Annotated in this window: 17 protein-coding genes; 10 read left to right on the top strand and 7 right to left on the bottom strand. The window is 68.4% G+C overall.

Annotated elements, in window-relative coordinates:
- Positions 1-72 precede the first annotated feature (72 nt).
- Positions 73-1,185 carry an agmatine/peptidylarginine deiminase gene (locus tag ACFVIV_RS14230; protein WP_379196127.1) on the top strand — a complete coding sequence of 371 codons (1,113 nt, stop codon included), beginning with the start codon at positions 73-75 and terminating at the stop codon, positions 1,183-1,185.
- A 13-nt stretch (positions 1,186-1,198) separates the two neighbouring features.
- Positions 1,199-1,765 carry a TetR/AcrR family transcriptional regulator gene (locus tag ACFVIV_RS14225; protein ID WP_379196125.1) on the top strand — a complete coding sequence of 189 codons (567 nt, stop codon included), beginning with the start codon at positions 1,199-1,201 and terminating at the stop codon, positions 1,763-1,765.
- Here the strand turns inward: ACFVIV_RS14225 and ACFVIV_RS14220 are convergent.
- Positions 1,762-2,343 carry a DinB family protein gene (locus ACFVIV_RS14220; protein WP_379196124.1) on the bottom strand — a complete coding sequence of 194 codons (582 nt, stop codon included), beginning with the start codon at positions 2,341-2,343 and terminating at the stop codon, positions 1,762-1,764. The two genes, ACFVIV_RS14225 and ACFVIV_RS14220, sit on opposite strands and share 4 nt — an antisense overlap.
- A gap of 85 nt (positions 2,344-2,428) precedes the next feature.
- Positions 2,429-3,493, bottom strand: a complete 1,065-nt coding sequence (locus ACFVIV_RS14215; RefSeq protein WP_379196122.1) for a phosphotransferase family protein — start codon at positions 3,491-3,493, stop codon at positions 2,429-2,431.
- 139 nt (positions 3,494-3,632) lie between these two features.
- Between ACFVIV_RS14215 and pabB the strand changes: the two genes are divergently transcribed.
- A complete protein-coding gene (gene pabB, locus ACFVIV_RS14210; RefSeq protein ID WP_379196120.1) occupies positions 3,633-5,762 on the top strand; it encodes an aminodeoxychorismate synthase in 2,130 nt (709 codons plus the stop codon).
- A gap of 15 nt (positions 5,763-5,777) precedes the next feature.
- On the opposite strand, the gene ACFVIV_RS14205 is transcribed toward pabB, so the two are convergent.
- Complete coding sequence (locus ACFVIV_RS14205) at positions 5,778-6,275, bottom strand: hypothetical protein (protein WP_379196119.1); 498 nt, start codon at positions 6,273-6,275, stop codon at positions 5,778-5,780.
- A gap of 120 nt (positions 6,276-6,395) precedes the next feature.
- Here ACFVIV_RS14205 and ACFVIV_RS14200 point away from each other — a divergent pair, with 120 nt between their 5' ends.
- Entirely contained in the window at positions 6,396-8,291 is a 1,896-nt protein-coding gene (locus ACFVIV_RS14200; protein ID WP_379196117.1) for a TerD family protein, read from the top strand.
- A 147-nt stretch (positions 8,292-8,438) separates the two neighbouring features.
- Positions 8,439-9,221, top strand: coding sequence for an SDR family oxidoreductase (locus tag ACFVIV_RS14195; RefSeq protein ID WP_379196115.1), 783 nt, complete (start codon positions 8,439-8,441; stop codon positions 9,219-9,221).
- Between the two features lie 398 nt (positions 9,222-9,619).
- On the opposite strand, the gene ACFVIV_RS14190 is transcribed toward ACFVIV_RS14195, so the two are convergent.
- Positions 9,620-10,393 (bottom strand): hypothetical protein, encoded by a 774-nt coding sequence (locus ACFVIV_RS14190; protein WP_379196113.1) that lies wholly within the window; start codon positions 10,391-10,393, stop codon positions 9,620-9,622.
- Positions 10,394-10,597: 204 nt separating this feature from the next.
- Here ACFVIV_RS14190 and ACFVIV_RS14185 point away from each other — a divergent pair, with 204 nt between their 5' ends.
- The 3 genes from ACFVIV_RS14185 (at position 10,598) to ACFVIV_RS14175 (ending at position 14,269) form a co-directional block, all read left to right on the top strand.
- A complete protein-coding gene (locus tag ACFVIV_RS14185; RefSeq protein ID WP_379196111.1) occupies positions 10,598-11,836 on the top strand; it encodes an MFS transporter in 1,239 nt (412 codons plus the stop codon).
- 4 nt (positions 11,837-11,840) lie between these two features.
- Complete coding sequence (locus ACFVIV_RS14180) at positions 11,841-12,209, top strand: metalloregulator ArsR/SmtB family transcription factor (protein WP_067541431.1); 369 nt, start codon at positions 11,841-11,843, stop codon at positions 12,207-12,209.
- A gap of 446 nt (positions 12,210-12,655) precedes the next feature.
- Positions 12,656-14,269: a flavin-containing monooxygenase gene (locus ACFVIV_RS14175; RefSeq protein WP_379196109.1), complete on the top strand. Its 1,614-nt coding sequence runs from the start codon at positions 12,656-12,658 to the stop codon at positions 14,267-14,269.
- A 9-nt stretch (positions 14,270-14,278) separates the two neighbouring features.
- On the opposite strand, the gene ACFVIV_RS14170 is transcribed toward ACFVIV_RS14175, so the two are convergent.
- A complete protein-coding gene (locus ACFVIV_RS14170; protein WP_379196108.1) occupies positions 14,279-15,316 on the bottom strand; it encodes an alpha/beta hydrolase in 1,038 nt (345 codons plus the stop codon).
- 308 nt (positions 15,317-15,624) lie between these two features.
- Between ACFVIV_RS14170 and ACFVIV_RS14165 the strand changes: the two genes are divergently transcribed.
- On the top strand, positions 15,625-17,007 hold the full coding sequence (locus ACFVIV_RS14165) for a serine hydrolase domain-containing protein (protein ID WP_379196106.1): 1,383 nt from the start codon (positions 15,625-15,627) through the stop codon (positions 17,005-17,007).
- Between the two features lie 586 nt (positions 17,008-17,593).
- Here the strand turns inward: ACFVIV_RS14165 and ACFVIV_RS14160 are convergent.
- A complete protein-coding gene (locus ACFVIV_RS14160) occupies positions 17,594-20,704 on the bottom strand; it encodes a BTAD domain-containing putative transcriptional regulator (RefSeq protein ID WP_379196104.1) in 3,111 nt (1,036 codons plus the stop codon).
- Positions 20,705-20,890: 186 nt separating this feature from the next.
- Here ACFVIV_RS14160 and ACFVIV_RS14155 point away from each other — a divergent pair, with 186 nt between their 5' ends.
- Entirely contained in the window at positions 20,891-21,307 is a 417-nt protein-coding gene (locus tag ACFVIV_RS14155) for a PaaI family thioesterase (RefSeq protein WP_379196102.1), read from the top strand.
- Between the two features lie 353 nt (positions 21,308-21,660).
- On the opposite strand, the gene ACFVIV_RS14150 is transcribed toward ACFVIV_RS14155, so the two are convergent.
- A complete protein-coding gene (locus tag ACFVIV_RS14150) occupies positions 21,661-21,915 on the bottom strand; it encodes a hypothetical protein (protein ID WP_379196100.1) in 255 nt (84 codons plus the stop codon).
- Between the last annotated feature and the right edge of the window lie 20 nt (positions 21,916-21,935).

Here is a 21,935-nt window from a genome sequence, read left to right as displayed (position 1 = left end):
TCAGGATTAGCTTGGTGATCGCCAACGGGCCGCCCGATCGAACGGGCGGCCCACGAACGAGGAGCGACTTCCATGCAGCGGCGTCAGTTCATACAGGCCGGAATGGCCGTAGCGAGCGCCGTGCTCGCGGGATGCGGTTTCCCCCCGCGGCAGTCCCCTACCGCTGTGGAGGATGAACGTATGTGGCGTATGCCCGATGAGGCCGCCCGGCACCAGCGCACCTGGATGGCCTTCGGCGCGAGCGCGAAGGTGTGGGGCGATGAGCTACTGCCGGCGGTGCGCCGCGATCTGGCCGCCATCGCGCAGGCCATCGCCCGCTTCGAGCCGGTGTCGATGCTGGTGCGGCCCGGCGAGATGGATCTCGCCCGCAATCTGCTCGGCCCGAATATCGAACTCGTCGAGACTCCGATGGACGACCTGTGGCTGCGCGACTCCGGCCCGGTCTTCGTGGCCGGCTCGAACAAGGCCGCGGTGAACTTCAACTTCAACGGCTGGGGCGAGAAACAGGACTATGACAAGGACGCCCGGCTGGCGGCCTTCATCGCCGCACGCACCGGCGCCGAACTGCTCGAAACCGATCTGATCCTCGAAGGCGGCGGCCTGGAGGTCGACGGCGAGGGCACGGCGATCATCACCGAGAGCTGCGTGCTCAACAACAACCGGAATCCGGGGTGGAAGAAGGCCGACGTCGAGGAGGAACTGCGGTGGCTGCTCGGCATCGAGAAGGTCATCTGGCTGCCGGGTATCGCCGGGTACGACATCACCGACGGGCACACCGATTTCTACGCCCGCTTCACCACACCCGGTGTGGTGGTGGCCGCGCTGGATCAGGACCCGGATTCCTTCGACCACGACGTGACCCGCCGCCACCTCGATATTCTGCGCGCGGCGACCGACGCGCGCGGGCGGCGACTGCAGGTCGAGGTGCTCGAGGCGCCGGCCACGGTGCGCTCGCAATGGGCGAGTGAGGACAACGAGGACTTCGCGGCGGGCTACATCAACTTCTATGTTTGCAATGGCGCGGTCATCGTCCCCGAGTTCGGGGATCCGATTGCCGATCGCGCCGCCGCGACCACCCTCGCGCGACTCTTCCCCGAAAGGCAGATCGTGCCGGTCGCCATCGATGCGCTGGCGGCGGGGGGCGGTGGCATCCACTGCGCCACGCAGCAGGAACCCGCGCTGTAGAGAGAGGTTTTTCGTGTCCGACCGCCAGACCCAGATCCTGGAGGCCGCCGTCCGCGTCATCGCGCAGGACGGCGTCCGCGGCCTGCGCATCGAGAAGGTGGCGACCGCGGCGGGCGTGTCCACGGCGCTGATCTACTACCACTTCAAGGATCGGCGGGGCGTGGTGCTGGCCGCGCTCGCGCACATCGATCACCGAGCCGCCTGCTACACCGACCGGACCTGCGCCGGCGCGGATGCGCGCCGGCAGGTGGAAGAAGTGCTGCTGCTGGAGCTCCAGGAGACCGAGGAGGTCCGGGAGAACAGCATCGCCTGGGGTGAGCTGCGGGCCAGCGCGGTGTTCAATACGGATCTGCGGGAACCGCTGCGGGTTTCGACGCGGTCGTGGACGGATTACATCGAATCCCTCATCCGGCAGGCGCAGAAAGAGAATTCGGTGCCGGCCGGAGTCGATGCGGCCGATGCCGCGGAACGGCTGACCGCCCTGGTCGAGGGTCTCAGCGAGCGCTGGCTCAGCGGCTCGATCACCCTCGACCGGGCGCGCCGGTTGCTCTCCGGCGCGGTGGCCGCCGAGTTGGGCTAGACCTTCTCCACATCGTGCACGTGGTGCACGAGATCGTGGATGAAGTAGATGCCCAGGGACTCCACGGTGAACCGGGAACCGTTGCTGCGCTTGGCCGCCCGGCCGAGCTCCTCCGCGGGTACCGAGGCGAAGGCGCGGGACACGGCGTCGGCGGCCGTGCCGAGTTCGGTCGCGACCGCGGCGGGCCGCTGGCTGCCGTAGTCCTCGGCAATAGCGGTGACGTCCTGATCCCAGTTGGCGAACATGGGGATTCCGGCATCGTCGATGGTCACCGACGGGTCGTAGCCGCCGATCACCGGCCCGGGCCGCGCGGACGCGGTGCGGGTGATGTCGAGCCGGTGCTCGAAGATGCGGCAGACGTCGCGGACGTGAGCGGCGTACTCGAGGGCCGACCAGGTCGAATCGTCCGGGCGCACAGCGGCGTCCGGGCGTTCGAGGGCGGCGCTCAGGCGCGCGGCGCTGTCGCGGGTGAGACCCGGGACCGCCTCGAACGAGGTGGCCGCCGGATCGAATCCGCAATCGGTGCAGGTGCGCTCGAGCACCCAGGTCCAGTCCTTGGCATCCGGAACGATCGACATGACCGACAATCTACGGTGTCAGAATCTTTTTGAACAGCAATATTCTGCCAACGCTCGACGATATCGCGACAAGTTCGCGGACCGCTCAGTCCATGAGCTTGTGCGCCTTCTCGAAGAGCTCCAGCGTGATGGCGTGCAGGAAGTCGCCGACCTGCTTGGGCGCCTTGCCCGCCGACGCCCGCGCGTAGGTGCCCTCGAGGACGATGCCGAGCTTGAAGCAGGCCAGCACCGTGTACCAGGTGACCTGGCTGATGTCGCGATCGGAGAACTTGGCGTAGTGGGCAGCCATCTCCTCCGGGGCGGGCAGGCCGCCGACCGCGCCGAGGCTGCCGACCAGGGAGGCCCCGGTGGTGCCGGGTTCGAAGCGGGTGGCGATCTGCCAGCCGAGATCGAGCAGCGGGTCGCCGATGGTGGACATCTCCCAGTCGACCATGGCGGCCACTTCGGGACCGTCGTAGCGGAACATCATGTTGGCGAGATGACAGTCGCCGTGCAGGATGCCGGGGCGGGCCGGCGCGGGGCGATTGCGGTCCAGCCAGTCGCCGACGCGCTCGAGCCCGGGAATCTGCGGACCCGCGTAGCCCTCATTGGCGCTGTAGCCCTCGAGTTCGGAAAGCCAGCGCGGGACTTGGCGTTCCAGGAAGCCCTCGGGCTTACCGTAGTCGGCCAGGCCGAGCGCCTCGTGGTCGAGGGAGCCGAGGCGGGCGATGGCCTCGACGGCGGACAGGCCCATCTGCCGGCGGATCTCGGGATCGTTGGCATGCAGTTCGGGAAGCTCGGTCTGCGGGTTGAAGCCGATGATCGGCTCCATCAGATAGAACGCCGCGCCGATGAGGGCTTCGTCGCCGCAGGCCGCGATGACCTTGGGCGCACGGATGCCGGTGCCGTCGAGCGCGCCGAGGATGCGGGATTCGCGGCGGATGACATTGTTGCTGGCGGTGCGCAGATGTTTGGGGCCACGGCGCAGGACGTAGTCGCGGCCGCCGCGGGTGAAGCGCAGCATGATGTTCTGCGTTCCGCCGCCGAGGGGTTTGACGCCGGTGAATTCGCCACCGGGCAAGCCCTGTTCATCCATCCATTTGCCGACGATCGCGAAATCCACGACGTCGCGATCCACCTCGACGGGCTGCACTACAGACATGCCCAACATTGTGCCGTAGGCCACCAATAGAACTGAAGGCATATGCCAGCAGTATCTGGTCCTGCAGAATTCCCCCAGGTCAGGAGCATGCGTGTCGCGGGCACCGGTACACGATGGGCGTGGCGGGTAGGCGTAATGTGCGTGCCAAATGCGCACGCTGCTGATCGACAACTACGACTCGTTCACCTACAACCTGTATCAGCTGATCAGTGAGGTGAACGGGACCGAACCCGTGGTCGTGCGCAATGACGAGGTGGCCAGGCTCGCCGAACTCGATCTGGACGGCTTCGACAACGTCGTCATCTCCCCCGGCCCGGGGCGGCCGGATGTTCCCCGGGATTTCGGCATTTCGGCGGAGGTGATCGCGCGGGCGGAACTGCCGTTGCTGGGTGTGTGCCTGGGGCATCAGGGGATCGTGATCGCGGCGGGCGGTGTGGTCACCGCCGCACCGGAGGCGCGGCACGGGTATCCGGATCTCATCACCCACGACGGCCGGGAGCTGTTCGCCGATGTGCCGCAGGGGTTCACGGCGGTGCGCTATCACTCACTGTGCGCGGCCACGCCGCTGCCGGACGAGCTCGAGGTGACGGCCACCTCGCCCGACGGTGTGATCATGGGCGTCCGGCATCGCAGCCGGCCGCAGTGGGGAGTGCAGTTCCATCCCGAATCCATTGCCAGCGAGCACGGCAAGACGATTCTGCGCAATTTCGCCGCGCTGACCGAGGGGTGGCGGAAGGCTCCGATCGCGTTCCGGAGAGCCGAAGCGCCGCAGCGTGTTTCACCCGCGTCGACGGAGGCTCGGGAACTCGATGCCGGTGTCGAGTATCGCGTGGAGCAGATGGTGCTGGAGCGGGCCGTGGACGCGGAGATCGTGTTCGATCGGCTGTATGCCCGGTCCCCCAGCGCTTTCTGGCTCGACAGTGAGCATGTCGAACCGGGGCTGGATCGGTTCTCGTTCCTCGGGGACGCGTCCGGGCCGCTGGCGGAGACCGTGCGCTACCGGGTGGGCTCGGGGCAGGTGGAAGTCGAATCCGCGGCCGGGCGGCGCTTCGTTCCGGGCGGGGTGCTCGATTACCTGGCCGATGAGCTACGTCGCCGGCGGATCGAATTCCCGGATGTGCCTTTCGATTTCGTCGGCGGCTATGTCGGGTACCTCGGGTACGAGATGAAGGCCGATTGCGGCGCGACCGCGGCGCATCGCGCGCCGACGCCGGATGCGCAGTGGATCTTCGCGGACCGGCTGATCGTGGTCGATCACGAGGCGGGGCGGACGCATCTGCTGGCGCTGGCCGAGGCGAATTCCCTTGCTGCTGCGCGGGAGTGGCTCAGTGCGACGGAAGCCATTCTGGAAACCGTTCCGAATTGGGAGAATCCGCCGGATATGGTGCTGCGCACCGAGGAGCGCGGCGTCGCGCCGCTGCTGACCCGGGGCCGGGAACGGTATCTCGCCGATGTCGAGGTGTGCAAGCAGCAGTTGCTTGCGGGCGAGTCCTATGAAATCTGCATCACCGACAGCGCGTACGTGCCCGCCAAGCCCACCGCCGGCAGTGCGGGCCTGAGCGTCTATCGCACGCTGCGCCGCTGCAATCCCGCACCGTACGCGGCGTTTCTGCGATTCGCGGATCTGGAGGTGGCCTGCTCCTCCCCCGAGCGCTTCCTGAAGATCGATCGGGCGGGCACGGTCGAGAGCAAGCCCATCAAGGGCACGGCCCCGCGGGGGCACACTCCTGCCGAGGATGCGGCGCTGGCGGCCGAACTGGCCCTGAGCCCCAAGACCCGCGCCGAGAACCTCATGATCGTCGACTTGCTCCGCAACGACCTGGGGCGGGTCTGCGAGGTCGGTTCGGTGCACGTGCCGAAGCTCATGGCCGTCGAGACGTATACGACTTTGCACCAACTGGTTTCGACCGTGCGCGGCACGCTGCGGGCCGATCACGACGTCATCGATTGCCTGCGCGCGTGTTTCCCCGGCGGATCGATGACCGGCGCCCCGAAACTGCGCACCATGGAGATCATCGACGAGCTGGAGACCGAGGCCCGCGGCATCTATTCCGGCACCATCGGCTTCCTCGGCCTGGGCGGCACCGCCGACCTGAACATCGTCATCCGCACCGCCGTCCGCCACAACGGCCGCTGGCGCGTGGGCGCCGGCGGTGCGATCGTCCTCGACTCCGACCCCGAGGACGAGTACCACGAAATGGTCTGGAAGGCCGCGGCCTCCTTGCGCGCCCTGCCCGGCCTCGGCGTGACGCCATCCGCCCCGCTCCCTTCGGCCTGACCGAGCGCCGGACGGTTACCTCCGCCGACCTCGGGGCTTCTCCTGCGACGGTTCGGGATCGGGGGTGGAGCGGGTGCCGGTGATGCGGCCCAGGAGGGAGGCGCCGGGGAGTTTGTCGAGGCGGGTGAAGAGTTCCTCGGTGAGGGCGGTGACGCCCTCCAGGCGGGTGAGCATGCGGTCGTAGGCCGCGAAGGCGGGCTCGGCCAGGGCCAGGGTGCGGTCGAGGCGGTCGATGGTGGAGTTGAGGCGGTCCACCGCGATGGTGAGGTTCTCGATGAGGTCGGGGAGTTGCGCGGCCAGCTGGACCGAGGCCGGTGGCAGGCGGACCGCGGTGTCGAAGGCGGTGCTGGCGGTGAGCTGGGCCGAGTCGAGGGCTTGGCCGGCGGCGGTCTGCGCGGCTTCGACGGCGGCCTGGGCGGCCGCGAGGATGTCGGCGGCGGTGGGGACGCGGGAGGTCTGGGGTTTGGCGCGCGATGCCGGGGGCTTGCGGGCGGGGCCGGTCGGAGTGGTCATGGTTCCACTGTGCATCACGTAGTGGTGCGGGACTGTTTCGGATAGGGCACAGAGTGTTCCGACCGGGCGGTTCTGCGGCCCGGCGGGCGTGTCGGAGTCGCGTGGCAAACTTCGATCACAATGAAACTCACCAAGGGTGGCCATGCGCCGGTTCCGACATCGCTTCTGACGGTTGTCCTTTCGTGGCAGTCGGAGCACGAGGTGGATGCGCATGCCTTACTCCTGTCCGAGGCCGGGCAGGTGCGCTCGGATCGGGATTTCGTGTTCTTCAACGCTCCCCGGCACGTGTCGCAGGCGGTGACGCTGGATCTGGAGCCGGGGCCGGGGACCGCGCGACTGTCGGTATCGCTGCCGCGCACGGAATCCGAGGTGTCGCGGATCGTGCTCACCGGGTCGGTGGAGGGCGGATCCTTCACCGAGGTGCCGGGCCTGGTGCTGACGGTGTTCGACCACAACCGCCCGGTCGCCTGGTTCGAGATCGCCGACTCGGACTCGGTGCAGGCCATGATGTTCGGGGAGTTCTATCGCCGCGACGGGCAGTGGCGATTCCGCGCCATCGGCCAGGGGTGGACCAGCGGGCTGGCGGGCATCGTGACCGAGTTCGGCGTGCAGGTGGACGAGCCGGAGACCCAGACTCGGACACCGGATCAAGATCAACGCACCTCGGATCGAGGGCAACGCACCTCGGACCGAGACCAGCGCACGCCAGATCGACGGCAACGCACCTCGGACCGAGACCAGCTCGCACCGGATCGAGGACAACGCACGCCCGATCAGGAACAGCGCAGTTCGGGCCGAGACGAGCCCGCGCCCGATCGGGACGAGCGCACGCCGGATCAAGGGCAGCGCACGCCAGTTCGGGGGCAGCGCACGCCGGAATCCGGGCAGCGAGGGCCGCGGCGCGGGTTCTCGCTCGAGCGCCAGCGGCCGGAGATGCCGCCGCCACCGCCGCCGAATCCCGAACGGGCCGACTGGCATCCGGATCCGGAGCAGGCGGGGCGGCTGCGTTGGTGGGACGGGTCGGAGTGGACCGCGGCGATGCGGCCGCAGTTGCCGGTGGATGCCCGGCACTGCCCGCGGTGCGGGCGGCCGCGGCGGTGGCGGTTGTTCGGCGCGCCCGCTCCGTGCCGGGAGTGCGCCGGAGAGATCGACGACTATTTGCTGGCCTGGCGGGGGCGGGTCGAGCGGGTGCTGCGCACGGTGGGCACGCAGGGCGAGGACTGGGACGCGCTGTGGACGGCGCTGCGCTATCAGCAGATCGACGTGACGCGGGCGCTGGAATCGCTGCGGCCGCTCGCGCACGACCATGTGGAGCGGCTGGTGGCCTTCGCCTTCGCCGACGGGGCGATCGAACAACCGGAGATGGAGGCTTTCGACCGGGCCGTCGGCGCGTTCGGGCTGAGCGGGCCGCTGATCGAGGATCTGCGCCGCCGGATGCAGCGCGGCCGCATGCTCACCCGGTTGCGTTCGGGCGAGATGCCGGTGCTGCCGGCCACGGGGCTGCACCTGGATCCGGAGGAGCAACTGCATCTGGATGTGCCGGCCATCCATATCCGGCAGCTGGCGCGCGGGCCGAAGCTCACCGAGGGCCGACTCATCTGCAGCAATAAGAAGCTGCGCTTCACCGGCTCCGACACCGGTGCCGAAATGCTGTGGACGCGTGTGGTTTCGGTGACCTCGGAGGGCGGGCGGGTGCTGGTCGCCGCCACCTCGGCGCGCGGCGGCGCCGTGTTCGAGGTGGCCGATCCCGATCATGTGGCCGCGACCATGGAAGGCGCGCTGCGCGTGGCGAAACGACTCGCGCTCACCCCGGGCCGCCGCGACACGCGTTCCATCCCACAGGAAGTCAAAGCGCAGGTGTGGCAGCGCGACGGCGGCAAGTGCGTGGAGTGCGGGGACAGCCACTATCTGGAGTTCGACCACATCATCCCGCTCAGCCGGGGCGGGGCGACGAGCGCGGCCAACCTTCAGATCCTGTGCCGCGCATGCAATCGCGCGAAGGGGGCGCGGATCTGACCGCAGGCGGTCCGGCGCCATCCAACCGCACCGACGCGCGGACAGCGCTCGAATGTGGGCCGTCCGACACGATGCGATGAATCATGTTGAGTACCGGTTCGAATGGTCCTAGCGTCCGAGAAGAGCGCATCGGAGAGGGGATTCGACATGCAGATAGCGGTATTGGGCGGAACCGGAGTACTCGGCGCCCCGGTGGTGCGCGATCTCGCGGCGCGCGGCCACACCGTGCGCGTACTCACCCGCACCCCACCCACCGATCCCGTGCCCGGAACGGTGCACCATCCGGTGGATCTCGCTACCGGCGCGGGCCTCGACAAGGCGCTCGAAGGCGTGTCCACAGTCGTCGACGCCGCCAACCACACGGGTGCACGCAGCGCGAAAGTCCTGGTGGAAGGCGTACGTTCGCTGCTGGCGGCCGAGCAGCGCGCCGAGGTCGGACACCATGTGGAGATCTCGATCGTAGGCTGCGATCAGGTGCCGTTCGCCTACTACCGCTCCAAGGTCGCCCAGGAACACGTGGTCACCCAGGGCCCGATCCCATGGACCCTTTTGCGCGCCACCCAATTCCACGAACTGATCGACCAGATCCTCGGCCTGTCCGCAAAGCTGCGCGTGGCCCCACACAGTTCGATGCGCTTCCAGCCGGTCGACGTGACAGCAGTAGCCGCCCGCCTCGCCGACGCGGCCGAAGCCGGACCGTCCGGCCGCGTCCGCGACGTAGGCGGCCCCGCCGTCCACACCCTGACCGAACTCGCCACGGCTCGCCGCGAAATCCTCGGCCACGCCCTCCTCCCCGTCCCGGTGCCGCCCCTGGGCCGTATCGCCCGCCGACTGCGCGACGCTGCGCTGTGCCTCGACGACAGTGGCGAGGCGGTGTCGTTCGACTACGCCGAATGGGTGCGGCGCCGGTACGGAAAGCCGCGTTCCTGACTCCGATTCCGTTCAGCTGACCTGCCTCCATCCTGGTCTCGCGGCAAGTATTCGAACATCGGGAATTCCCCCGATAAACCCCGTATTCCCCCCGAGGTCGAGTGCGCCGGGAGAGGTAGGACCCGGCTGTGCGCCAAGTCGCATCTGACCAGACTCGGCACACGGCCGGACGCGGTCGCTCCCGCAAACGTCACCGGGCGCAGCCGCACACGACGCAGAGCGCAGCCGCACACGGCGTGGGGCGCAGCCGCACACGGCGTGGGGCGCAGCCGCACACGGCGTGGGGCGCAGCCGCACACGGCGTGGGGCGCAGCCGGAAGCGGCTTGGGGCGCAGCCGGAAGCAGCTTAGGGCGCAGCAGGAAGGCTCGCGTGCGGGTGCGGGTGCGTGGTCGGCTTGTCAGCGCATGACGCGGCCGACGGCCGGTTCGGTGCAGAACTTGGCGGTGGCCTCGTCGGGGGTGAGGCCGAGGGTGGAGAGGCCGCCGTCGTCGGTGACCTTGCAGATGTAGCCGGTGACCGTGCCGCTGCGGTCCTCGGTGGGGCGGACCTCGGCGGTGACGAGGGCGCGCAGGGTGTCCGCGTCGAAGGTCCAGAATTCGATGTCCCAGCTGGCGTGGGCGGTGCGGGCGGAGACCACGGTGTAGCCGGCGTCGGCGGTGTCTATGCCGATGCCGGTCAGTTCGCCGGCGCGGTGCAGGTCGGGGGTGTCGGCTGTGGCGCGGTAGACGGCGTAGCGGGTGTTCGCCTCGGCGAGTGCCAGCGGGATGATGAGTTCGTCGCGGCCGTCGGCGTCGAGATCGCGGACGCGCGGGCCGGAGGGGGCGCTGGTGTCCTTCTCGGTGAGGGTCTGCACGCGGGCCCCGGTGCCGTCGAGGACGGTCACGGTGGTGATTGTGTGCCCGTCGCTGCCGGAATGCCGGACCTCGAAGGAGAGTCCGGTGCTGTCGCGGGATTCCAGCAGGCAGTCGGGAGGTGTTGCGGCGGTGCCGATATCGCCGCACGGGGGTAGGTCCGAGACCGGCTCGCCCGGGCTCGCTCCGGTCGTGGGGGTGACGCCGGGGCCGGTTTCCGGCGCGCCGGACTCGGGCTGCGCGGTGCCGTGCACGGTGCAGCCGGTCATCGCCAGCGCCGAGACCGCGGCCAGGCAACAGGCCGCCAGGTGCCTCCCCATGAGGGCGAGGATAGCGGCGAATTGCCCGGGTCGACAGGTAACAACAGGACAATTCGGCGATGAGGTCCTGGTAGCGCAGGAACATCGACCGGCGCAGGTGGCGATTCCGGTGCACAAACCGTGAGCAGGGGCGATACCGCTCGCGCGCCCGTTCATGGGACATTATGTGCACACCTGCGCACGCGTTGGCTTATAGTGGGCGGCATGATTGGCGTACTGCGGCACCGGAGGTTTCGGAGGTTGTACACCGCGCAGGTGGTCGCGCTGGTGGGCACCGGGCTGCTGACGGTGGCTCTCGGCCTGCTGGCCTACAACCTGGCCGGAGCGGACGCCGGAGCCGTGCTGGGGACCGCCCTGGCCATCAAGATGGTGGCGTATGTCGGTGTGGCGCCGGTGATTTCCGCGCTGGCCGAGCGGGTGCCGCGGACGGTCCTGCTGGTGTCGGCGGATGCGGCGCGGGCCGGGATCGCGGCGCTGCTGCCGTTCGTGACGCAGACGTGGCAGATCTACGTGCTGATCGCGCTGTTGCAGTCGGCATCGGCGACGTTCACGCCCGCGTTCCAGTCGGTGATCCCCACGGTGCTGCCCGACGAGGAGGACTACACGCGCGGGCTGTCGCTCTCGCGGCTGGCCTATGACCTGGAGTCGCTGTTGAGCCCGATGCTGGCGGCGGCCTTGCTCACGGTGATCAGCTATCACCTGCTGTTCGTCGGCACGGCAGCGGGTTTCGTGGCCTCGGCCGCGCTGGTGCTCAGCACCCGGCTGCCGCGGCTCAGCGCCGATCGCTCGTCCGCGCCGTTCGTGCGGCGGGTCACCCACGGTGCGCGCGTCATGTTCGATCGGCCGGTGCTGCGCGGCCTGCTGGCCATGAATCTGGTTGTGGCGGCGGCGACTTCACTGGTGATCGTGAATACCGTGGTGTACGTGCGGGATCGGCTCGGCGGCAGCAATACCGGCGTGGCACTCGCGCTGGGCTGCTTCGGATTCGGGTCCATGGCGGTGGCGCTGACCACACCGCGCGCACTGCAGGCGTTCGGCGAGCGCCGGTTCATGCTGACCGGCTGCCGAATCCTGCCGATCGGCTTGGCCGCGGCCGCGACGATCCCCCTGCTTCCCCCGGCCGTGGGCGCGGTATTGCTGGCCGTCACCTGGATGTCTCTCGGCGCGGGCACCTCGATGATCAACACTCCGGCCGCCCGCCTGCTGCGCGCCCAGACCGATCCCGGTTCCCGCACCGCCGCCTTCACCGCGCAGTTCTCGCTCTCGCACGCGTGCTTCCTGCTCACCTATCCCATTGCGGGCACCCTCGGAGCAGCGGCGGGACTGCCGATGACGGCGGTCACACTGGCCATCCTCGCTACACTGGCAGCTACAACAGCTGCCCGCGTCTGGCCGGTATCCGTGCCGGTGGGAGTCGAGGCGGTGGTAGCGGCAGGAAGGTGACTCGATGGTGAGCAAGAGCAATGCGAAGGCGTTGCCCTCCGCCAGCCTCACCCACCCCGTCGATCCGGATCAGGCTCGCCTGGACGCGGCGACCGCCACCTTCCGCATGCTGTCCGATCCCACCCGCCTGCACATCCTCTGGATCCTCGCCGACGCCGAGGCCGATGTCACCGCGCTCACCGAGGCCTGCGGCGCCTCCCGCACCGCGGTCAGCCAGCACCTGGCCAAGCTCCGCTTCACCGGCCTGGTCGACACCCGCCGCGACGGCCGCCGCATCATCTACCGCATTCGCGACGGGCATCTGGCCCGCCTGGTGCGCGAGGGCCTCAACCACGCCGACCACGTGGTCACCGGCGAACCGGTCCACGAATAACACTGCGCCGCACACCTGCGGACCGGGTCGAACGCGGGCGGATCGGCTCGGCGGAGACGCCCCTCATTGACGCCTCCGCCCAAACCATGCACCGGCCTCACAGGAGGACGCCGGGCTCCGGCGAGTCGCTTCTCGCCATAGCTTCATGATTCCCCCTCGCCCGGTGATCACACCACCGAAATCGCAAGTACGGCAATGTCATATCTGCGCAGTGTTCACCTCACCGCCCCCGCGCCCGCCGGGTGAGCCCGTACCGAGCTGGACAAGCGATCACCGGGAAACCATGGCGGCATTTCGCGAGTGGACCCCGCCACCAGTTCCCGGTCGGTGATGTTTCACCTTTGTGCGGGCTCCTGGTCAGTGGGACGAGGGCTCGCGACCTGGCGTTCGGAACTCGACGATATGCCTATTCGAAATATCGCTAGACGAATGTTGAGAGGTCGCGCATGCATCCCAGCGCCGGGCAGGACAGTCCACACGATGTGATCATCATTGGCGCCGGATTCGCCGGACTCTATGGCGTCCATCAGGCGGCGCGGGCCGGGCTGGACGTACTCGGGCTGGAGGCCGGGGAAGGCGTGGGCGGGACCTGGTTCTGGAATCGGTATCCGGGGGCGCGCTGCGATGTGGAGAGCGTGGACTACTCGTATTCGTTCGATCCCGAGCTGGAGCAGAGCTGGACCTGGACCGAGCGGTTCGCGGCGCAGCCGGAGATCCTGGCCTATATCGATCATGTGGCGGATCGGTTCGGGCTGAGGGAGCGGTATCGGTTCAACCGGTTCGTGACGGCGGCGCACTTCGACGAGGGCGAGTCGATCTGGACGCTGCGCACCGAGGGCGGGGAGGAATACCGGTCCCGCTTCGTGATTTTCGCGACCGGCTGCCTGTCCGCGCCGATCAAGCCGAATATCCCGGGCGTGGAAACCTTTGCGGGTGAGGAGCTTTTCACCGCGCGCTGGCCGGAGGAGGGCGCGGCGCTGGAAGGCAAGCGGGTCGGCGTGATCGGCACCGGTTCGTCCGGGATCCAGGTCTCCCCCATTATCGCGCGGCAGGCGCAGGCGCTCACGGTGTTCCAGCGGTCCGCCAATTTCAGTGTGCCCATGCCCAATCGGCCGTGGACCGAGGCGGAGCAGGAGCACATTCGCGCGACATACCGGCAGCGGCGGGAGAAGTCGTTCTACGCGCCGGCCGCGACGCCGCACCCCAGCATTCAGACCAAGGCCCTGGAGCTGAGCGCAGAGGAACGCGAAGCGGCCATGGAGGATCGCTGGAATCAGGGCGGGGTGCTGTTCAACAAGGTCTTTCCCGATCAGAACAGCGATCTCACCGCCAATGAACTGGTTCGCGAGTTCGCGGTGGCCAAGATTCGCGCCAAGATCGACGATCAGCGAGTGGCGGATGATCTGATCCCCACCGATCATCCGATCGGCACCAAGCGGATCTGCACCGACTCCGGCTATTACGAGATGTTCAACCGGCCCAATGTGTCGCTGGTGAACCTGCGGCGCGAGCCGATCGAGGAGATCACACCGACCGGCGTGCGGACCGCGGAGCGGTTCATCGAGCTCGACACGCTGGTCTACGCCACCGGTTTCGACGCCATGACCGGTGCGCTGCTGCGCATCGACATTCAGGGGGCGCGCGGGTCGCGGCTGGCGGAGACGTGGGCGGACGGGCCGCTCACCTATCTCGGGTTCGGCATCCCCGGATTCCCGAATATGTTCAGCATCAACAGCGTCGGCACCCCGTCGGTCATGGCGAATATGGTGCTGCACTCCGAGCAGCAGCTGGATTGGGTGCTCGCGCTGGTGAACCACTGCCGCGCCAAGGGAGTTCGCCGCGTCGAGGCCGGCGCGGAGGCGGCGGCGAAGTGGACCGACCACCTCATGGAGGTCGCCGAGGGCACCCTCTTCGTGAAAGCCAACTCCTGGTACATGGGCGCCAATGTGGAGGGCAAGAAGCGCGTATTCATGCCCTACATCGGCGGATTCGGCAACTACCGCCGCTTCTGCGATGAGGAACGCGACAACGGTTACCCCAACTTCGAACTCGGCGAGTAGCCGGAAGGATCAGGCGGGCAGGCCCAGTCCGGCCGCCAGCACCGGCCACGACTTCTTCAGGTCGTCCTGCCAGTAGCCCCAGGAGTGGGTGCCGGTCGGCTGGAGGTCGAAGGTGGCGGGAATGCCCAGCTGGTTCAGCTTGGCGGCCAGGTTGTGGGTGCAGTAGTTGGTGCCGGCCTCGATGACGCCGCCGACGGTCACCTGATTGGCCAGGCCGCCCGGGCCGGGCAGGGTGTGCGGGCCGTCGAGGGTGTCCCACTGGCCGGGGATGCCGGAACCGCTGGAGATGAACAGATTCAGGCCGCGCAGCTGGTCGGCGTGCACGTAGGGATCGTTCTCCGCCCACATGGGGTCACCCTTGGGGCCGTACATATTGTCGGTGTTGCCGCCGCCGGCGGCGACCACCAGATTCACCATGTCATAGCCCAGCGGGTCGCTGATCTGCGCGCAGCCGCTGTAGGACGCCACCGACTGATAGAGCCCCGGCTTCGCGATCGGCAGCTGCAGCACCGAGGTGCCTGCCATCGACAATCCGGCAATGGCATTGCGGCCGTTGGTGTTCAGCGCGCGGTCGATGAGCGGCGGTAGTTCCTCGGTGAGGAAGGTCTTCCATTTGTTCACGCCCAGTTTGGGATCCGGTGCGCGCCAATCGGTGTAGTAACTGAACGCACCGCCGACCGGCTGCACGACATTGACGTTCTTGTCGGCCAGGAAGTTCAGCACATCGGTCTGCTTCTGCCAGGTGGCCTGGTCCTCGCCGCCGCCGGCGCCATTGAGCAGATACAGCACCGGCGTCGGCCCGGAGGGGTCCGCGGCGCGCTGCACATCGACCTCGATGTTCTTGCCCATGGCCGCGGAGTAGACCTGCAGCTTGATCGTGCGGTCGCCGGTGGACGAGCTCGACACGATCCGCGAGCCGTCCGCGGAGGTGCCGGCGGCGTTCAGCGCGGGCGCCGGAGCGGCGGTCGCGGTGCCCGCGGCGACTGGTAGCAGGACGGTAGCGGTCAACGCTACAACTGCGCCGCCCCAGGTCTTCGATACACGCACGCCGGATAACTCCTCAGCAAATCGGTGAATTTTCCCATCGGAAAGATCAACCGCTCACACTGCCGGAATGCGCTGAGCATTTGCTGGCCTGAAGCTGACAGCAGCCTGAGAGCGCCGTTACACAACCCCGGATCATCTCCCATCGCGCCGCCGGTGTGCGCCGGGTCACCACCGTGCGCAGGCGCGCCGACAGCGGCTGTCGGTGGACTGTCAGCGCGCTATCAGCGGCGGTCGGCACTGTGAGTGCACACCGGATGCCGGGCCGAAAACACAAGGGCCGGGCACGAACTGAGAGAAGGACCGAGGAAATGTCGAACGCTGAGCTGTCGAATGTCGCGCTGTCGGAGATCGTCGAGGCCACGGCCACCAAATTCGGGGTTCCCGGCATCGCGGCGGGCGTGTGGGTGAACGGGCAGGCCGTATTCGCCGCGCACGGTGTGACCAGCATCGAGAACCCGGTCCCGGTGAACGAGGACACGCTGTTCGCGCTGAGCTCGATCAGCAAGTCGTACACGGCGAGCGTGATCATGAAGCTGGTCGACAAGGGCCGAATCGACCTGGATGCCCCGGTGCGCACCTATGTGCCGGAACTGGAGCTGTCCGATGAGCGGATCGCCGCGCAGATCACCGTGAAGCAGCTGCTCAACCACACCGCCGGGCTGGAGTGGAGCATCATCAACGACACCGGCGAGGGCGATGACGGCCTGGCCAAGTTCGTCGCGGAGTTGAAGGCCATCCCGCTGATCGCCGAGCCGGGCACCCGCGCCTCCTACAGCCAGGCCGGCTACAACCTGGTCGGCCGGATCATCGAGAACGTCACCGGGCTGACCTACGAGAAGGCCGTCGCCACCATGATCCTGGAACCGGCGGGCCTGAACGCCACGTTCTTCGGCCGCGACGAGATCATGACCCGCCGCTTCGCTCTCGGCCACGAGCGCGACGAGGACGGCAACCTGGTGGTGCAGCGAGTGTGGAAGGGGACCCGCGCCAATAATGCGGGCGGCGGTATCGCCGCCACCGCAGCCGACCTGTTGCGCTGGGGCCGTGTGCATCTCGCCGACGGCCGCGCCGAGAACGGCGCCGAGATCGTGCCCGCCGCCCGCGTCCGCCAGATGCAGCAGCAGACCGCCGAACTGCGCGCCAGCGCCCTCGGCGACGGCTTCGGCCTGTGCTGGTTCCTCCGCGAGATCGACGGCGTGCGCACCTACGGCCACGGCGGGTCCGGTTTCGGCCAATTCGCCGAGCTGCTCATCGTCCCCGACCGCGATGTCGTCATCGTCGTCATGTCCAATGCCAGCCCCGACGGCCTGGGCGCCAACCAGTCCATCGTCCGCTGGGCGCTCGAGCACTACCTCGGCATTATCGACGCCGACCCGGAGCCCCTCCCCCACGACCCGGCCCGCGCCGCGGAGATCAGCGGCCGGTACGAGATCGACGCCATGACCGCCGTCATCGCCACCGACGGCGACACCCTGACGCTGGAATGCAAGATCCGCCCCGAAATCCGTGCAGCCTCGGAAACCGAACTCCCCCAGGATCACCCGCCGTTCGTCCTCGGCCTCCTCCCGAACGACGAATACATGATCACCGAAGGCTCCTTCCAGGGTCAGCGCGGCTTCTTCAGCCGCAACGAATCCGGCGCCATCACCGGCTTCGACCTGGCCGGCCGCCTCTTCAGCCGCACCTCCTGACCGCCTGTCCCGAACCCGAATTCGGCCGGGAATCGGCAGCCGCTTCCACAACGAAGCCGCCCCGATTCCCGGCCATCGCCATTTCCCGCACCCGATCAAACCCGCAGATCCTGTCTCGATACAGCCGCCCGGTGGCATGTCAGCTGCTTCGGCGCAGGCTCGACCGCGCCGACGATTGCTGAGCCCAACTAGCGAATGAGCGCGCCCAACGTCGCGGCACTCGACGACACATATCCGTGCGGCGATCGCGGTCGGCCACACCCGCAACATCCTGGTGGCCGACGAGCGCGGTACGACGAGCTTTCACCGCTGTAACAGCCTGGAACGCACCGGCAGTGGCTGCCGGGTTTGCGGCCCTCGGCCGACACGGATACGCCCGCTCGATGTCTCGCGGTCGTTCGCTGGCGCAGGCGTAATGCGCACCGATCCAGCGGGCCGTCACTCCCGGCCCGGGCGTCGATCAGGGCGGCTGCGCGCACCAGTTCCGACGTATCGCCTGCACTAGTTCACTCGAGGCGGGTTTGCTGGACCGTTGTGGGAAAGGAGCCGCAGCCGTCGGTCGGCGGCTGAATGTCGGCGACGGCGCTCAGGGGGTGGTCATTGGCTGGGCGGCGGTCAGGCGGTTCAGGGCTTCTTCCCGGGGGAGGTCGGTGCCGCGGCGATACGCGGCGTCGAAGACTTTCCGACCGAGGCGGGTGACGAGTTTTGTTTCGAGGGTGTGGAGTTCGGGTTCGCCGGAGTCGAAGATGCCGCGGATGACGACGGTGGTTCCCAGGGTGGTGGCCGCGGATTCCGGGGCGTCTTCGAGGAATTCGAGTTCGGCGAGGAGTTCGGCGACTCGGGCGGTGGAGTGGGCCGCGGCGCCCGCGTCGCCGCCGGCGCCGAGGCCGGAGAGGACGTTCGGCAGCAGTGCCCGGGCTTGCGGGGCCTCGCCGGCGGTGAGGCGGTTGGCCATGCGGGCGAGGAGGATTCGATGGGCGGCGAACTGGGCGGTGGCCTTGGGCAGGCGCTCGAGCAGCTGTTCCAGGTGGTCGAGTTCGCCGTCGGCTCGAGCGGGATCACCGGCGCGACGGTGGGATTCGGCGCGGAGGAGCAGAAGCAGGGCGGCGAGGCGGGTGTAGCCGAGGTCGGTGGCCAGGCGCTGGGCGGATTCGATATCGCGCAGGGCCGCGGGCAGATCACCGCAGCGCATGCGTTCATTTGCCAATTCGGTTCGACTGGAAAGAATGTCGTCCTCCATGCCGAGTTCGGAGGCCACGGCCACGGCGCGGGAGAAGGCGGCGATGGCGGACTCGTGGTCGCCGCGCAGCGAGTGATCCCGCCCCTGGGCGAGCAGCGCCATACCCAGGCCCCAGCGATCACCCACGGTTCCGAAGCCCAGCAAGGCTTCTCGCCGGGCGTCCGCACCGGCGGGCTGCGCACCGCTGCCGGTCAGCGCGATATCACGGGCGAAATGCGCGCTGGCCCGCACCCAGGGGTCGGGCCACCGCAGAGCCAGCTCGAGTTGCCGCTCACCGAGTTCGGCATTGCCGGTGCTCGAAGCCAGCAGCGATGCCCACAGCGGCAGCGCCGGGTGGAAGTGCAGCGCTCCGGTGTGCTCGCTCTCCGCGAGCAATGCCTCCGCCGCAGCGAGCTCCGCCCCGCCGCCACCGGCCATTGTCCGAATCACCCGCAAGGCAGTACGCGTCGCCGCAGGCAGCGCATGGCCGAACCGCGGCACCTCGGCGAGAGCGGTCTCGAACTGAGTGCTCATGCCGCGAATTCCCCAGTACCAGAACAAGGCACGCACGAACCGCGCCGCCCGGTCGGCCTCGGGTGCCGTCATGCCGACGGCGGGCACCGGAGCCGAGGCCGAGTTCAGCGTAATGCGCAGGGCTGCGGCCATATTGGCGTGTTCGGCGTCGAAAACGGCTATGGCGCGGAGTTGTTCGCCGGTGCGGAGCAGGGGTTCGTGTTCCTCGGCCAGGGCGAGGAAGTGGGTGGTGAAGCGGGTGGTGAGGTTGTCACCGGAGCGGGCGAGTTGGTCGGCGGCGTAGGCGCGGACGGTTTCGAGCATGCGGTAGCGGGGGTTGTCATCGGCGGAGCGGGTGACGATGGACTTCTCGACGAGGGTGTCGAGGATGTAGATGATGTCGTCGGCGGGGAGGTCGGGGGTGGAGCAGATCGCTTCCAGGGCTTCCGCTGTCGCGCCGCCGGGGAAGAGGGAGAGGCGGCGGGCCAGGACGCGTTCCGGGTCTTCGAGGAGGTCCCAGCTCCATTCGACCAGGGCCAGTAGGGTGCGCTGGCGTGGGAGGGCGGTGCGGCTGCCCGAGGTGAGCAGGCGGAAGCGGTCGTCGAGGCGGCGGGCGATCTGGTCGACGGTCATGGAGCGGAGTTTGGCGGCGGCCAGTTCGAGTGCCAGGGGGACGCCGTCGAGTTGGCGGCAGATCTCCACCACCGGGGCGACGGTGCGGTCGTCGAGGATGAAGTCGGGGCGGACGGACGTAGCGCGGTCGATGAAGAGCTGGATGGCCGAGAATTGCTGTGCAGCGGCAGGTTCGGGGATTCCCGCCGGGATGGCCAAAGGGTCCAGGTGCCACAGGGTCTCGCCGGTTATGGCCAGCGGTTCGCGGCTGGTGGCGAGGATGCGCAAGTGCGGCAGGCGGTCGAGGAGGTGTGCGGCCAGTCCGGCGGCGGCCTCGATGAGGTGTTCGCAATTGTCCAGGACCAGCACGGCGGCACCGACATTCAGGAGTTCGGCGAGGCGGGTGGCCTGGTCGGCGCGGCGTTCGTCGGAGCTGCCGAGGGCGCCGGCCACGGCATCGGCGAGTTGGTCGGGGGCGCCGACTTCGGCCAGTGGGACGAAAAAGACTGGGCCGCTGGTGTATCGGTCCATGGCCTCGAGGGAGAGGCGGGTCTTGCCCGCGCCGCCTGGTCCGACAATGGTGACCAGCCGGGAGTCGGTGAGCAAGCGGCTCAATCGCTCCAGTTCGGTATCGCGGCCGATGAAGCTGGTCAATCGCGCCGGGAGCCGGTTGACGGTGGGTTCCCGTCGCGCCACGGGGGTTTCGAGCTCGCCGCGCAGCAGTGCCAGATGGGTCTCGCGCAGTTCCGCGGACGGGTCGATGCCCAGCTCGTCATCGAGGCGGGCGCGCATCTCCTCGTACACCGCCAGTGCATCGGATTGCCGCCCGGCCGCGGTCAGCGCCCGCATCCGCAGCGCCGCCAGCCTTTCGCTGAGCTGATTCTCCTCGGCCGCGGTCTCGAGTTCGCCGAGAATATCGGCGTACCGACCGATGCGCAGTTCGGCATCGAAGCGATCCTCCATGGCCGCGGCGCGCAGGTCGTCCAGTCGCGCGGCGACCGCGCGCACGAACGGCGCCTCGGCCACATCACCCAGCGCCTCCCCGCGCCACAGGCTCAATGCCTCGCGCAGCAGCGAGGCCGCCGCTTCCGCGCGTCCGGCCGCCAGGTCCTTGCGTCCTTGCCGCACCAGGTCTTCGAATCGCTGCGCATCCAGCCGCGCCTCCGGCAGCCGGTACCCGCCCGCCCCGAGCTCCACGGTTCCCACTCCGCGCAGCGCCTTCCGCAGCCGCGACACCAGGGCTTGCAGCGCACCCGCCGCCTCCGCCGGCGCGTCCTCACCCCACAGCCCGTCGATCAGCGCGCCGACCGGCACCGCCCCGCCGTTCTCGAGCGCCAGCCGAGCCGCCAGCATCCGCACCCTGACCCCGCCGATCTCCACCGGAGACCCGTCATCCGCAATAACCTGAACCGGCCCAAGCACACCTACCCGCACCGGGAGAGTCTCGCAGAACCCCGCCGGAGGCGACACTTCCGCTGATCGGGACCTTTACCCGACAGGTAATCGACCCGCCGCGCCCCCTGCGGCAGAGTCGATCTCATGACCGATATCGAAACCGTTCCGGACCCCATCGGCACACAACTGTTCGCCACCATGCCATTCAGCGAGAAACTCGGCATCGAGGTGCTCGAACACGGTCCCGAACTGGTGCGCAGCCGACTGGCCTGGGACGAATCGCTGTGCACGCTGGGCGGCACGATCCACGGCGGCGTGCTCATGTCGCTGGCCGATTCCACCGGCGCGGTCTGCGCATTCCTCAACCTGCCCGCAGGCAAACAAGGCACCACCACGGTCGAATCCAAGACGAATTTCCTGCGCGCCGTCCGCTCCGGCTACGCCACCGCCTCGTCCCGCCCCATTCACGCAGGCCGCAGCTTCATCGTCATCGAAACCGAAATCCACGACGACGCCGGAAAACTCGTCGCCAAAGTCACCCAGACCCAGGCAGTGCTCTGACACCGAACCCTGGTTCGGGGGTCAGGGAACACCGAGAGCCGACCCTCTCAACTGCGATTCAGTCCCCGCCGAGAGCCACTCCCGATCGGGGTTCAGAGAAACCCTTGAGCCCCTCCCAACTGGGTTTCAGGGGGACCTCTGAGAGCTCCCTCCCAATTGGGGTTTCAGGGGGAACCCCTGAGAGCTCCCTCCCGATCGGGGTTTCAGGGGGAACCCCTGAGAGCTCCCTCCCAATTGGGGTTTCAGGGGGAACCCCTGAGAGCTCCCTCCCGATCGGGGTTTCAGGGGGAACCCCTGAGAGCTCCCTCCCGATCGGGGTTTCAGGGGGAACCCCTGAGAGTCCCGAGAGTTGGTTAAACCGGGGTGCACTCGATGGTTTCGAACTTGGCCTGCCCGCGCCATTCCGGGCGGGCCGCATACCGCGCCTGGTTCTTGCCCTTGCGCACCTCGACGGTGACGGCGGGCAGCGGGTTTCCGGACCAGTCCTCCGCGGTGCAGGTGTAGGTGTAGCTGACCTCGGCGTTCGCGGTGCCCACGGCGGTGAACGAGAGCGCCGACAGCCCCATGGCGGTGGCGACGGACCAGCGGACGATTTTTCCAGTGCGCACGAAATCTCCTGCACGGATCG

The organism is Nocardia sp. NPDC127526, assembly GCF_042672265.1.
Lineage (GTDB): Bacteria > Actinomycetota > Actinomycetes > Mycobacteriales > Mycobacteriaceae > Nocardia.
This window is presented reverse-complemented; position numbering and strand designations above follow the sequence as displayed.